Source organism: Bacillus cereus group sp. MYBKT111-2, assembly GCF_051915205.1.
Lineage (GTDB): Bacteria > Bacillota > Bacilli > Bacillales > Bacillaceae_G > Bacillus_A > Bacillus_A paranthracis.
Genome location: NZ_JBQAEG010000003.1, coordinates 536,560 through 551,393 on the forward strand (window position 1 = coordinate 536,560; position 14,834 = coordinate 551,393).

Genomic DNA, 14,834 nt, shown 5'->3' on the forward strand with positions numbered 1-14,834 from the left:
TATATTATAGTTATGAATAGACAAATCTTTTTAGATGCTATTTGTACGGAGGAACTATTATGAGTCGTAAAAAATATTCATCAACTCAAAGAAAACGTCATCCGAACATTTCTAGACGTTTACGCAACCATATACAAGATCGTTCATTAGCAGAAATGTACGCATCTCTGTTCGAACACAACCCTGATGGTATTATTTCATTAAATTTAGAGGGAATTATTATACACACTAATCCTTCTGCTGAAAGAATACTAGGTTACACTTCTTCAGCATTAGAGCGAAAAAGCATTACCTCGATTTTAGAAGCTCATATTTCTGAGCAAGTATTACAAAATATAAAGAATACGGAAGCGGATAATCAACAAGAGTATATTTTATCTATTTATCATAAAGATGGATTCTTATTAGATGTCGTGACAAAACTAGTTCCTATTTTTGTCCAAAATCGTCTAACTGGCGTATATGCCATTATGAAGCCTCTTGAAAAATCAGAAAGAATTGAGAAAAAGCTGAAAGAAAGTGAGAAGAGATTACGCACATTAGTAAACTCCATGCCTGCGTTTGTTATATTTAAAGATCATGAAGGGCGCTGGCTTGTGGCAAATGACTACGCACTTTCTTGCTTCAATTTCCATCATGTACCTTACCACGGAAAAAAAGATAGTGAACTCATTCAATATAATGAAGCGTACCGAGAAGCTTTTTTACATTGTGAAGAAGTCGATGAATTAGCATGGCAACAAAGACAAATTCTTCATGGTGAAGAATTTATTATTCATAGAGATGATTTCGACCTAATCTTAAGTATATCGAAAGTTCCTCTCTATCACCCTGACGGCTCCCGTAAAGGTCTTATCGTAATGGGAAGAGATATTACTGAGCTAAAGGAAACGGAAAAGTTATTACGAAAATCTGAAAAGCTCGCAGTAGTCGGACAACTGACAGCTGGAATTGCTCATGAAATTCGAAATCCACTCACTTCTCTAAAAGGTTTTCTAACATTGCTACTCCCTGAAATAAATGAGGAGCAGAAGTGGTATATCGATGTTATGTTAAGTGAAATTTCACAGATGGAATCTATCACGAGTCAATTTATGGCGATGTCTAAACCACAAGTATTAGCAATCCAAACTTGTAACATACAAACTTTAATTGAAGAGGTAGTTACATTTATTTTACCAACCGCAATTATGCATAGCGTTCATATCATTATGGATCATTTTGATTACGTATATGACATTCAATGTGACGGTAACCAATTAAAACAAGTTTTTATAAATATATTAAAAAATGCGATTGAAGCAATGCCAAATGGCGGAAATATTTTCATCCAAACAAAACCATTAGAGGGTAATTTCATCTTAATACGGATCATCGATGAAGGTTGCGGTATCCCAGAAGATCGTATCTCCCGTTTAGGCGAACCTTTTTATAGTTTAAAAGAAAAAGGCACAGGGCTAGGATTAATGATGTGTTACAAAATAATTGAAGAACATCATGGTAAATTACACATTTCAAGTGAATTAAATAAAGGTACGGTCGTTGATATTCACCTACCACTTTCTTCACCTCACCTTGCAATCCAGTCTTAAATAATAAAAGAAGCATCTGCTAACGATTAGCAGATGCTTCTTTTATTATTTATACTTATAGAACTGTTTTTCCATACCATTCTTTTGCTTTTTCTACTTCACCCATCGTTAATTGATGTCCTCTATTTTCCCAATGCATTGTTACATTAGCGTTTGCATTTTCTAATAGTAGCTTCAATTCCTCTGACTCAGAAGATGAACAAATTGGATCATTTGTCCCAGCAGCAATAAACACGGATTTCCCAGCTAAATTAGGCAATTGTGTTCCTCTTCTAGGCACCATTGGGTGATGAAGCACAGCACCTTTTAACGCATTTTCGTAGTGGAATAATAAGCTTGCCGCAATGTTTGCTCCATTTGAATAACCGATAGCTACAATGTTATTTCTATCAAATTCATATGTTTTTGCAGCTTCGTCTAAAAACTCATTTAATTCCTTCGTACGGAAAATAAGATCCTCTTCATCAAAAATACCTTCTGCTAATCGACGGAAGAAACGTGGCATCCCATTCTCTAATACATTTCCACGGACACTTAATACTGAAGCTTCCGGATCCATTATTTCTGCAAGTGGTAATAAATCTAATTCATTACCTCCTGTACCATGAAGTAATAGCAATACTGGTTTTGACATATCTTTTCCTTTTTGAAAAACATGTTTCATCATAATCCTTTTCCCCTTTCAATCACTTTAATCTAAATTTCTCACTTCAAATGGTAAAAGCGTTTGTTCAATCTGTTTTCTATGTTTTTCATATTGTTCCGGTAACTTTAATTCCTCACCCATCGTCTCTAATGATTCATCATGAGCGAAACCAGGGGGATCTGTTGCAATTTCAAATAAAATTTCACCGTGTTCTCTAAAATAAATTGCGTTAAAATAATTTCGATCTTGTACAGGAGTTACGTGGTATCCAAAACGGGACACATGCTCTTTCCAGTCTAGCTGATCAGCATCGTCACTCGCTCTCCAAGCAATATGATGCACTGTACCAACACCCATTTGACCGCGTCCGATTGTCGATAATTTCAAATCAATAATATTGCCAATATTAGCAGAAGAACGGAATCGAACAAATTCACCCTCTTCTCCAATTTTCTCAAGACCCATGATATGTTCTAACAGTTCAGCAGTTTTTTGAGGCTGCGTTGATAAAAGAACTGCACCGCCAAATCCTTTAATTGCTACTTCTGGCGTAACTTCCCCAAAAGTCCAATTATTTAATTCGCCTTCTTCTCTTTCTACTAATTCTATATGCAAACCATGTGGATCATCAAATTCTAAGTACTGTTCTCCAAATCGAGTCATTTTTGTATACGAAATATCGAATTTTTCTAATCTATTTTCCCAAAACTCCATTGCCCCTTTTGGTACAACATAAGAAGTGATTCCTACTTGACCGTCACCAATAACTCCTTGACGAGCACCTGCCCATGGGAAAAACGTAATGATTGTTCCCGGTTTTCCCCCTTCATTACCAAAATAAAGATGGTACGTACCTGGATCATCAAAATTCACTGTTTGTTTCACTAAACGTAAACCTAACACACCAGCGTAAAAATCTACATTTTCTTGTGGATGCCCTACAATCGCTGTAATATGGTGGATGCCCATTGTTTTCTTTTCCATTTCTTCCACTCCTTTTTTATTCCATTATAAAAATTGCTTTACATTAAGATTCATTATTCATTTTGTCCATACTGCCTAGTAAAATCCGTCATGATAATTTTATCTCGAATTCGAGATATTAATCATAAAATTACATATTAACTTCCAGTTTATCAATTTATCTCAAATTCGAGATAATTATTAAAAAGTATTTAATCCATTTGAAATCTTTATTCAAAGTACAAATTAACTTGAACTCAAACTTATTATAAGCTACTTACTTTTAGTTGTCAACAAGTTCCTTATTTTCATTTAAAATGAAAAGAGAGTAAACGATGGTTATCGTTTACTCTCTTTTCTAATTATTTCGTTTCTTCTTCCAGCACTGCTTCCATCTCATTAAATTCACGATGAATTGCTTTAATTGGTTCTTTCGTTAATAAACTCACGACAATAACAGCTAATAAACTACAGAAGAATCCAGGTACCATTTCATACATAGTTGCTTTTAAACCTGGAATTTGTACCCAAGTAATAACAACTATCGCACCAACAATCATACCAGCAAGAACGCCCCATTTGTTCGTTCTCTTCCAATATAAACTTAATAAAATGGCAGGTCCGAATGCTGAACCAAATCCTGCCCAAGCATAACCGACGAGTGTTAAAATTGTATCACTTGGATGATACGCTAAAACAACTGCGATCATAGCTACTACTAAAACTGACAGTCTACCGATAAATACAAGTTCTTTATCACTTGCGTTACGACGGAAAAATGTTTTATAGAAATCTTCCGTTACTGCACTTGAAATAACAAGTAATTGCGAGGAAATACTACTCATAATCGAAGCCAAAATAGCTGATAATAAAAATCCAGTAATGTACGGATGGAATAAAATATTTGAGAATGTTACAAAGACCATTTCCGGATCTTGTAATGTCGCATTATTTTTAGCGTAATAAGCAATACCAACTAGACCAGTAAGCATTGCACCTATAATTGAAATCGTCATCCAACCGATACCGATTCTACGAGAAGTTTTCAAATCTTTAATAGAGGTAATTGCCATAAAGCGGACAATAATATGTGGTTGACCAAAATACCCAAGACCCCACGCTAAAAAGGAAATAATACCAAGAATTGTGGTCCCTTTAAACATATCTAAATGCGATGCATCAACTTGCTTAATCGTATTGAATGTTTCTGTTACACCACCGACATCTGTAAAAGCAACAATTGGTACTAATACGAGAGCAATAAACATAATACACCCTTGCACAAAGTCGGTCCAACTTACTGCTAAAAAACCACCGAATAGTGTATAAGCAACTACGACACCAACAGTTACAAATAAACCAATTTTATAATCAAGGTTAAAAGAATTTTCAAACAAACGTCCACCTGATACTAAACCAGCCGACGCATAAAATGTGAAAAATACTAAAATGACGATAGCGGAGACAAAACGAAGTATTTTCGTACGATCTTTAAATCGATTCTCTAAAAAGTCTGGAATCGTAATTGAATCATTAGCCACTTCTGTATACGTTCGCAAACGCGGGGCAAGAATTAAATAGTTTACATAAGCACCTATTAATAAACCTATCGCAATCCACACACTTGATAACCCTGTCGCATACATCGCACCAGGTAATCCCATTAGCATCCAACCACTCATGTCAGAAGCACCAGCTGATAAAGCTGTAACTGCTGGGCCGAGTCCCCTTCCGCCTAACATATAATCTGATAAATCGGATGTCTTCTTATAAGACCAATAACCGATATACAACATACCTGCCATATAAATAGCAAGCGAAACCATAATCTCAATCTTCACCAAATCTCTCCCTTAGTTACATAAGCCATTCAAAATTTCGAAAAATGACTTTTTCTATTTTCTTGTTTTCGCTTATGGTTCCCTACCTTAACAAACATTTTTTGTTCTTTCAAGTGAACAGGTGTTTTTTACTGCATGTGAAAACCTTCATAAACGCCTTTATCCCAGTGGATTACCCGGTTTTTAAAAGAAATTAAAGTAAAAATATTCAGAAAATAAAACACCTATTTTTTTAATAAAAATAAGCCATACAAATGTATGACTTTTAATCTATTAAACATAGCTTACTTCTATTTACTAGTAGGAAACAATTCTGAGAGAGGAACTATCCGCCCCATCTCATCTTTAAATACAATATGATCTCTCTTTAAATGACGTGGACTCTTTACTCCCGCTGCTGCTGCTAACGAAAACAAACTATATCTCATACTAATAATATAATTCATAACTCGCCATTTCTTCTCATACGGATCTAACGCTTTTTGATAGTGTGGATTCGTCGTGGCAACTCCAGATGGACATTGTCCGGAATTACATTGAAGCGCCATTATACAGCCACTTGCCATCATAAATCCTCGGGCTGAACTTACAGCATCTGCACCAATCGCTAAAGCAACCGCCACTTTATCTGGTGTGATTAATTTACCCGATGCAAATACTTTAAACTTGTTACGGACACCATAATGGTTTGCTGTATCGATAAATGTAAGTAATGCTGGAATAAGCGGTAGTCCCATACAATCTGCCATCGATTTATATGTTGCTCCTGACCCGCCTTCTGAACCGTCAATTGTAATAAAATCTGGATAGATATTTAATTCTTTCATAGTTTTAAATAAATCTTCCAACGGCTGCTGCTGTCCGATTACAATTTTCATACCGATTGGTTTACCGCCAGTTTCTTGCAAACGCTGAATAAAATAAAGTGTATCTGCTGCATTATTCAAAAATGAAAATCGATTTGGAGAATTAATCGTTTCTCCTACTCGTACATTCCGAACAGAAGCAATTTTCTCATTTACTTTTTGCCCCTCTAAATGACCACCACGTATTTTCGCACCTTGCCCAAATTTCAATTCAAATGCTTTAATATTACTTTCTTTCACTTTCTCCATAAATTTCTCCATTGAAAAATTCCCGTCCTCATCACGGTATCCAAATAGTCCTGGACCAATTTGCGCAACGATATTCGCCCCTGTATGTAAATGTTCTGGAATAACGCCACCTTCACCAGTATTAATCCACGATCCGCCTGCCATTTTCGCTCCAAAGCCGCTCGCTAAAATATAATTTTCGCCAATCGCACCGTAAGAAGTTGCTGATGCCCCAAACATGCCATACAGTTTCCACGGATATTTACGATTTTCGCCGACGATAATTGCATCGTCTTCTTCGTATAACCAAAGATTCGTTGTATCCGCTGTCAATTTTTCTCTCCGTGAAAATAATCCTTCTTTATGAATCACATACTTTTTCCCTTCACGTTCTTGCGTTACGTTCACACTTAATTCTTCTGTTAATACCGGAAACAACGTATTAGCAATATAATAACCAGATGCTTCAAAATCTCGTTTCGACCCAAAACCAAGTATTTCAGAGCGATACTTCGCTAAAAACATAACACTTTGAAAATCGTAACGTGAAAAAGGTTTTCCATCTGTATCGTGATCAAACCAATATTGTCGGAATTCCGGCCCTATCTTTTCCAGTAAGTAACGCATTCTTCCTAAGTATGGATGTAATTTTAAAATAGAATGATGCGTCCGTTTTTTTATAAAAAATGTGATAATAAAAAAGACGATTAAAAGCAACATTAATAATAGTAATATACTAATAATAACGAGTAGCGTTTCACTCATCTCGCTTCCCCCTATGAAATTCCATAATAAAAGGAGAACACTCCATGTGTTCTCCTTTTATCTTTATTCAAATTAATGTAGCAAGATGCTCTTTCGCGTCATATTCAACTAAACTTTCAGCATGTTTAATTCGATGAACAAAATCTGGATTAGCAATTAACGGTCTTCCGAATGCAGCTACGTCAATTGTTCCTTCTTGCAACGCTTCTTCAGCTTCTTTCGGATTCAAATTACCAACCCCAACAATCGTACCATCCCAATATTTTCTTACTAATTGATGAAAATTCTTTCCGTCAGCAATCACTTGCGTATAATTCATCGTTGAAGGATGAATCATCGTTAATCCAACTTCTTTAAACATATTTACAAATGTTTCAATTGCCAGCTCAGGGTTTTCCCACATATAAGTAGGATTATCCCCTTTAAAAGCAGAGAAACGAAGAAGTGTTTTATCAGCTCCAACTGCTTCTATTACAGCCTCAGTTACTTCTTTCATAAACGTTAATCTTTGCTTTAAGTCACCGCCATATTTATCAGTACGCTTATTTGCAAACTCATAAGTAAATTGATCAATTAAATATCCGTGTGCACCGTGAATTTCTACCCCATCAAACCCAGCTTTGATCGAGTTTTTCGCAGCTTGTGCGTATTGACTGATAACTTCTTGTATTTCTTGTAACGTCATTGCTTCTGGTGTATCAAATGGTTTACGAAAACGCGGAACATTCCCTTCTGCAGCGATTGCAGAAGGCGCTTGCGGCATTTGCCCACCAATTATTTCGTGATGACTCATACGTCCAACATGCCATATTTGAGCAATAATTGTCCCGCCTTCTTTATGTACTGCCTCTGTAACAGGTTTCCATGAATCAATTTGTTCTTGCGTATAAATTCCTGGTACTCCTGGGTTTCCTTTTGCTCTTGCGCTAATAACGATTCCTTCTGTAATAATTAATCCAACTCCGTCAGCAGCACGCTTTCTATAGTACTCCACTACATCAGCACCAACTACTCCAGTTTCATTGTCTGCAAAGCATCTCGTCATCGGTGCCATTGCTATGCGATTACGAAGAGACCAAGCTCCGACTTGAATCTGATCAAACAACTTCGTTTCTTCAATATTTTCAAAAGATCCCCAAGCGTTTACATTTGTTCCTTCATAAATACTTGCCGCTTTCTTGTTCGAACTTGTCATGTTTCTTCCCCCTAAAAAAATTCTTACTACAATCGCATCATACTTACTTTTAGATAGTAACGTCAATTTATACGCTTTAACCAGAGGTTATTCGAATATTAAACAAATGGGATGCTATAAATAAAAAAGGTTTCCTGAGTAGGAAACCTTTTTTATTTACCATATGTGAATGTCAATTTATCTCTTTTATATAAAGGATATACACATATAAGAAAATCCCTTAACAATAGAAGTGAGAGCGGTTCAATATTCTTATGAAAATAATAACTTATATATACCTAAAACAATGAAAGCCCTACCACTCTTTCATCCTTACGGCTCCTCGTCCGTGCCAGTGTGAATCAGGATTGCAAAAATCAAGTAATTATTTTATCGAAGTATTTAATTAAACTTCGAATATTCGTAAAAGAAATTTAAAAAATAAAAATGGATTTGATTGTAGTAATAACAAAAGAGGTTAATGCTCTAAAAGTGGTTTGAAAGAGTTGAATGTCTTTGAAATGATTAATTCTCTATAATTATACTCCCAAAAAATTCAAGATCTTTTTTGGGATGCCATATATTATTTGTAATGAACCTTAACAAAAGCTTTTTATTTGATTTTCTGTGATACCTTCAATTAATCCCAGTTCACTAATCAAAAATTCATGTGCGTTATCTAACATTTTCTTTTCGCTTGCATTAAGTGCCTTTTCTTTCTGTATACGCATTAAATCACGCACAACCTCAGCACCTTCTTGCATTTTACCTGTTTTTATTTTATCAGTATTCACTTTGTACCTTTGTTTCCACGTAAGTAATCTATCTGATTCTCCATGCTGAAAAATATCTATTATGTGTATTAATGCCGTGATATCTGTAACTGGTCGTATATTTGAATTCAATATTTTCCCTTCTGGAATCATTATTTCCATATTACTAGCCGACATTTTTATAACATAATACTGTTGTTTTTTTCCTGCGATTTCCTTCTCTTCTATGGCTTTAATTATACCTGCTCCTTGCATTGGATAAACAATGTTATCGCCAATTTGAAACAAATAATCCACCTCCATATATGGTAACCTTCTCAAGGTTAACACAAATTTAGTTTTTTAGCAAAATTTTTATTTTATCATAAAATTATTTTACACGTCAATACTTCAAAAGCAAGAAATTAAATTCACACAATACACTATAAAAAAACGCAATTTTATTAACGGCTCCACACACATTCATTCTCTTTTAACATAAAAACACATCACTACATTTGAGTAGTAATGTGTTTTTGATAAGGCATACATAAAAATCTACTTTTCCGTCTATATACTAACCTGCTTACTAACTGTCTCCCTCGCCAAAAGAAAACTCATAATCACTTGCGCAGCTACTCGGCTCGTCATATCTCTGAAATCAAGGGTTGGATCAATTTCTACAATATCCATCCCTTGAACGAGAGGTTCTTTACCAAGAAATTCAATCGCATCCAGTAAAGTCGCACTATCCATTCCGCCAGGACCAATCGCTGGACAACCTGGCGCAAATGCTTGATCTAGTACATCCATATCAAGAGAAATATAAATAGAAGTCACGCCTTGCTTTCTTAATACTTCGATACTTTCCGTCATAATATCTTTTATTTCTCGCTCTCGTACATCTTTCATTGTATACACTGTCACGCCATGTTCTTTTGCATATTCATGGTACGCTCGTGCATTTGAAAAATTACGAATACCGATTTGAACGAGTTGTTTTCCTGTAATAACACCATTTTCTAGTAAACTACGGAACGGTGTACCATTTGACGGACCACCATCTTCTAAATTGCGCAAATCATGATGGGCATCAAATTGAATAATACCGACCTTCCCTTTACTATTTGCAAATCCTGTTATACTCGGAAAACTAATCGAGTGATCCCCACCAAGAACGATTGGTATCATGTTCGGATTTACTTTCGTTACATGACCAACTGTTTTCGCAATTCGGTTATGACTTTCTTTTATATCCGTCACATGCATCGTAATATCGCCGCAATCATATAAGACACTTTCTTTCATATCATGTTCTTCTGTAATTGCGTACGTGCTATATGCATCTAACATCGTACGAATTGTTTTTGGAGCAAAACTTGCTCCTGAATGACTAATAGACGGTTTAGAAAGGGGTGCTCCAATTAAGGCCGCACCGAATATTTCCACGCCTTCCTCCCAATCTTTAATCATTTCACTCCATTTTGTCACTTCACGATCGATAAACTTGGCATTTTTCTTTAAATAGTGGCCGTGCTCCACGATTGTTCACCTCTTGTATATGCGATATTACCATTCTTCCATACTGTATTTACATGACTTACGCCGTAATGATACGGTACGTAAGCATAATTGTAAGCATCCCATAGCACTAGATCTGCCTTGCGACCTACTCTAATTTTCCCAGCTACGTCACCACGATTAATTGCGTAAGAAGAGTTAACTGTTACGGCATTCCAAACTTCTTCTGGTGTCATTTTCAACTTCAGCATTGCGATGCTCATAATAAGCTGAATGTTTTCCGTTGGACAGCTGCCTGGGTTAAAGTCTGTAGCTAAAGCTACCGCAACACCTTCATCGATCATTTTACGACCGCGAGCAAAGCTTTCTTTATTTAAATAGAAAGTTGTTCCTGGTAATAAAGTGGCTACTGTATTAGAGTTTGCAAGCATTTCAATTCCTTTATCAGAAGCACCAACTAAATGGTCCGCTGATGCTGCACCAATTTCAGCTGCCGCTTCCGCACCACCAAGAGGATCAATTTCATCCGCATGAATTTTCACATCAAAGCCAAGCTCTTTCGCTTTTAATAAAAACTCTTTTGACTCTTCAACAGAGAACACGCCTGTTTCGCAGAAAATATCAACAAATTCAGCTAATTGCTTCTCTTTCATTTCTGGCAGTAAGTCTAACATCCATTGTAAAAATTCTTTCGATCTACCTTTATACTCTTTCGGAACTGCATGAGCACCTAAAAATGTAGAAACTAAATCGATTGGATGCTCTTTTTGTAATTGTGCAGTTGCCTCTAATTGTTTCCATTCTGTCTCATCATCTAATCCGTAACCACTCTTCGCTTCTACAGTTGTAACTCCGAAAGATAGCATACGGTCTAAATGGAATTTCGCTTTTTGAACGAGTTCTTCTTTCGACGCCTGTTTCGTTGCATTTACCGTCGAAAGAATACCTCCGCCTTGTTCTAAAATTTCTAAGTACGGAACTCCTTGTAATTTTAGCGCGATTTCATTTTCACGAGATCCACCAAATACAAGATGAGTATGCGGGTCAACAAGGCCAGGAGAAACCATTTTCCCGCCGCAATCAATAACCTCTTTCGCTTGTAACCCTTTTGCTTCTTCCGCTGTTCCAACGAAAGTGATCACACCATTTTCAATTCCAACCGCACCGTTTTCGATAACAGGAAGCGTGTTCATCGCTTCCCGTCTTAACAAGCCATCTTCTTGATCCATTGTTAGTAATTGACCGATATTGATTAGTAAAGTGTCCAGCATGTTTTCTCCTCCTTATTTCATCATTGGAATGTTAACGCCTTTTTCTTTCGCAGTTTCCACAGCTAAGTCATATCCTGCATCCACGTGACGAACAACACCCATACCAGGGTCAGAAGTTAATACGCGCTCAATACGTTTTGCCGCTGCTTCTGTTCCATCTGCAACGATAACCATTCCAGCGTGAAGTGAATAACCCATACCAACGCCGCCACCGTGGTGAACAGATACCCAGCTTGCACCGTTTACACTGTTAATTAATGCATTCAAAATTGGCCAGTCAGCTACTGCATCACTACCATCTTTCATCGCTTCTGTTTCACGGTTTGGAGATGCTACTGATCCGCAATCTAAATGGTCACGGCCGATAACGATTGGTGCTGATAATTCACCATTTGCAACCATTTCATTAATGATGCGACCAAATTTCGCACGCTCACCGTAACCAAGCCAACAAATACGTGACGGAAGACCTTGGAACTCAACTTGCTGACGAGCCATACGGATCCAGTTACATAAATGCTCATTATCAGCAAACTCACGTAAAATTACTTCGTCTGTTTTATAAATATCTTCTGGGTCACCAGAAAGTGCTACCCAGCGGAATGGTCCTTTTCCTTCGCAGAATAATGGACGGATAAATGCTGGAACGAATCCTGGGAAATCGAATGCATTTTTCAAACCTTCATCAAAAGCAACTTGGCGAATGTTATTTCCGTAATCAAATGTAATTGCGCCTTTTGCTTGCATAGCAAGCATGGCTTCTACATGTTTTGTCATGCTTTCTTTTGATAATTGTACGTAGCGCTCCGGATCTTCTTCACGAAGTTTTGCTGCTTCTTCTAATGTGTAACCTACTGGAATATAACCGTTTAATGGATCATGAGCAGATGTTTGATCTGTAACTAAATCTGGCGTAATATTACGCTTCACTAGCTCTGGTAAAATCTCTGCCGCATTTCCTAATAAACCAATAGAAATCGGTTCTTTCTTCTCTTTATACTCGTTCGCAACCGTTAATGCTTCTTCTAATGATTCTGTATACATATCACAGTATCTCTTTTCAATACGGCGATCGATACTGCGCTTATCAACATCAATAGCGATAACAACACCGCCATTCATCGTTACAGCAAGAGGTTGTGCACCGCCCATACCACCTAAACCAGCAGTAAGTGTTAATGTACCTTTTAATGAACCACCGAAATGTTGACGTGCCGCTTCACCAAACGTTTCATATGTCCCTTGTAAAATACCTTGTGTTCCAATGTAAATCCAGCTACCTGCTGTCATTTGTCCATACATCATAAGACCTTTTTTCTCTAGTTCACGGAAGTGATCCCAGTTCGCCCACTTCGGTACTAAGTTTGAGTTCGCTAAAAGAACGCGAGGTGCATCTTCATGTGATTTAAAGATTGCAACTGGTTTTCCTGATTGAACAAGTAATGTTTCATCGCTTTCTAACGTTTTTAATGAATCTACAATTGCATTGTAGCTTTCCCAGTTACGAGCTGCACGGCCGATTCCACCATATACAACTAATTCTTCTGGCTTTTCAGCAACTTCCGGATCTAAATTGTTCATTAACATACGAAGTGCAGCTTCTTGCACCCACCCTTTCGTTTGTAACTCAGTACCTCTTGGCGCGCGAATTGTTTGTTTAACTTTTTCCATTTCAATCTCTCCCTTTTCTCATTTTATAGTGCTGCGTTTACATCTAATCTTTCTTTTATCGAATAATTCGTTTTTAACCAATACGCAATATTTTCAATATCCGTTGAGAATATACGGTCATTAGTAATAGAAGGTACTTGTTGACGACCTTGATGATAGAAGCTCTTCGTCACTGTACTCATGTTTTCAATACCGCGATATTCTGCTGCTTGCATCGCACAAATCATCTCAATTGAAAGAACACGTCTTACATTTTGAATAATTTGATGTGCATGGCGTGAAGCAATTGTTCCCATACTTACGTGATCTTCTTGGTTAGCTGATGACGGGATTGAATCAACACTCGCCGGATGTGCTAACGTTTTATTTTCAGAAACTAGTGACGCTGCAGCATATTGCATAATCATTGCACCAGACTGAAGTCCTGGTTCTGGACTTAAAAATGGTGGTAAATCGTTTAACTGTGGATTTACTAAGCGTTCAATACGGCGCTCTGAAATATTTGCAAGTTCTGCCATTCCAACTTTTAAGAAGTCCATCGCAAATGCAATTGGTTGACCGTGGAAATTACCACCTGAAATTACTTTTTCTCCGCCATCAAAAATAAGTGGATTATCTGTCGCGGCATTCATTTCAATTTCTAATTTTTCTTTCACATAATTTAAAACTTGCCAAGAAGCACCGTGTACTTGCGGAATACAGCGAAGTGAATAGGCATCCTGCACACGTAGTTCTCCTTGTTTCGTTGTTAATTTACTATCATGAAGGATGTCACGAATTCTGCTTGCTACTTCCACTTGCTCTTTATAACCACGTGCTTTATGAACATTTTCATCAAATGCATCAATAATGCCTTGTAAACCTTCAATTGTCATAGATGCAATTAATTCAGCTTGATAAGCCGTTGCTTCTGCTTCTATATAAGAAAGAACTCCTTGCGCTGTCATCGCCTGCGTACCATTAATTAACGCCAGACCTTCTTTCGCTTCAAGTTCAATTGGCTCAAGACCTTCTTCTGTAAGAGCGACCATTGCATGAACGCGTTTTCCTTTATAGAACACTTCACCTTCGCCTAATAATACGAGCGCAAGATGAGATAAAGGTGCTAAATCGCCACTCGCACCAAGTGAGCCTTGTTGTGGAACAACTGGGTGAATTTTACGATTTACAAACTCAAGAAGCATATTTACAACGAGCGGTCTAACACCAGATACTCCTTTAAGCATCGTGTTTGCTCGTAAAATTAACATACCGCGTGATACTTCTTCAGGGAATGGCTCGCCTATCCCACATGCATGTGACTGAATTAAATTATGTTGAAGTGCCTTTACATCATCTTTTTGAATTAGCACATCACTAAACTTTCCAAATCCAGTTGTAATACCGTAAACAACTTTTCCGTCCTCTACAATTTTCTCAACTACTTCACGGCACTCCGCCACCTTTTGCATACTAGTTGGACAAGCTGTTACACCTTCTCCTTCAAGTAACAACCTCTTCATTTCTTCAATTGTCAATGTGTGTCCTGTTAACGTAATCATTGT

11 protein-coding genes are annotated in these 14,834 nt (G+C 37.1%); 1 reads left to right on the forward strand and 10 read right to left on the reverse strand.

The annotated features are described in order from the left end of the window. Positions 1-59: 59 nt before the first annotated feature. The gene (locus tag ACTFNE_RS11520) at positions 60-1,592 is read left to right on the forward strand and encodes a BA3702 family sensor histidine kinase (RefSeq protein ID WP_270704968.1); all 1,533 of its coding nucleotides are present in this window, start codon (positions 60-62) and stop codon (positions 1,590-1,592) included. A 55-nt stretch (positions 1,593-1,647) separates the two neighbouring features. Here the strand turns inward: ACTFNE_RS11520 and ACTFNE_RS11525 are convergent, their stop codons facing one another. From ACTFNE_RS11525 to hutH, 10 genes are all read right to left on the reverse strand, one after another. After that, positions 1,648-2,259, reverse strand: a complete 612-nt coding sequence (locus tag ACTFNE_RS11525) for an alpha/beta hydrolase (RefSeq protein WP_270704967.1) — start codon at positions 2,257-2,259, stop codon at positions 1,648-1,650. Positions 2,260-2,283: 24 nt separating this feature from the next. Continuing rightward, the gene (locus ACTFNE_RS11530) at positions 2,284-3,222 is read right to left on the reverse strand and encodes a ring-cleaving dioxygenase (RefSeq protein ID WP_073540755.1); all 939 of its coding nucleotides are present in this window, start codon (positions 3,220-3,222) and stop codon (positions 2,284-2,286) included. 341 nt (positions 3,223-3,563) lie between these two features. Next, complete coding sequence (gene putP, locus ACTFNE_RS11535) at positions 3,564-5,042, reverse strand: sodium/proline symporter PutP (RefSeq protein ID WP_270704966.1); 1,479 nt, start codon at positions 5,040-5,042, stop codon at positions 3,564-3,566. 290 nt (positions 5,043-5,332) lie between these two features. Continuing rightward, entirely contained in the window at positions 5,333-6,901 is a 1,569-nt protein-coding gene (locus tag ACTFNE_RS11540; RefSeq protein WP_270704965.1) for an FMN-binding glutamate synthase family protein, read from the reverse strand. 67 nt (positions 6,902-6,968) lie between these two features. Further along, complete coding sequence (locus ACTFNE_RS11545) at positions 6,969-8,096, reverse strand: alkene reductase (protein ID WP_270704964.1); 1,128 nt, start codon at positions 8,094-8,096, stop codon at positions 6,969-6,971. 578 nt (positions 8,097-8,674) lie between these two features. Further along, a complete protein-coding gene (locus ACTFNE_RS11550) occupies positions 8,675-9,136 on the reverse strand; it encodes a CarD family transcriptional regulator (protein ID WP_000486324.1) in 462 nt (153 codons plus the stop codon). Between the two features lie 261 nt (positions 9,137-9,397). Next, entirely contained in the window at positions 9,398-10,369 is a 972-nt protein-coding gene (hutG, locus tag ACTFNE_RS11555) for a formimidoylglutamase (protein ID WP_270704963.1), read from the reverse strand. After that, entirely contained in the window at positions 10,348-11,619 is a 1,272-nt protein-coding gene (gene hutI / locus ACTFNE_RS11560; RefSeq protein ID WP_000887529.1) for an imidazolonepropionase, read from the reverse strand. The genes hutG and hutI overlap by 22 nt, the downstream gene beginning before the upstream one ends. A gap of 12 nt (positions 11,620-11,631) precedes the next feature. Next, on the reverse strand, positions 11,632-13,290 hold the full coding sequence (gene hutU / locus ACTFNE_RS11565; RefSeq protein WP_000416706.1) for a urocanate hydratase: 1,659 nt from the start codon (positions 13,288-13,290) through the stop codon (positions 11,632-11,634). 23 nt (positions 13,291-13,313) lie between these two features. Next, positions 13,314-14,831, reverse strand: coding sequence for a histidine ammonia-lyase (gene hutH / locus ACTFNE_RS11570; protein ID WP_000631850.1), 1,518 nt, complete (start codon positions 14,829-14,831; stop codon positions 13,314-13,316). Between the last annotated feature and the right edge of the window lie 3 nt (positions 14,832-14,834).

What these genes read in the sequence shown, in the direction of transcription:
- ACTFNE_RS11530 (WP_073540755.1), bottom strand. Translation starts at nt 3,222, where the DNA reads ATGGAAAAGAAAACAATGGGCATCCACCATATTACAGCGATTGTAGGG.
- hutU (WP_000416706.1), bottom strand. Translation starts at nt 13,290, where the DNA reads ATGGAAAAAGTTAAACAAACAATTCGCGCGCCAAGAGGTACTGAGTTA.
- hutH (WP_000631850.1), bottom strand. Translation starts at nt 14,831, where the DNA reads ATGATTACGTTAACAGGACACACATTGACAATTGAAGAAATGAAGAGG.
- ACTFNE_RS11540 (WP_270704965.1), bottom strand. Translation starts at nt 6,901, where the DNA reads ATGAGTGAAACGCTACTCGTTATTATTAGTATATTACTATTATTAATG.
- ACTFNE_RS11545 (WP_270704964.1), bottom strand. Translation starts at nt 8,096, where the DNA reads ATGACAAGTTCGAACAAGAAAGCGGCAAGTATTTATGAAGGAACAAAT.
- ACTFNE_RS11525 (WP_270704967.1), bottom strand. Translation starts at nt 2,259, where the DNA reads ATGATGAAACATGTTTTTCAAAAAGGAAAAGATATGTCAAAACCAGTA.
- hutI (WP_000887529.1), bottom strand. Translation starts at nt 11,619, where the DNA reads ATGCTGGACACTTTACTAATCAATATCGGTCAATTACTAACAATGGAT.
- ACTFNE_RS11520 (WP_270704968.1), top strand. Translation starts at nt 60, where the DNA reads ATGAGTCGTAAAAAATATTCATCAACTCAAAGAAAACGTCATCCGAAC.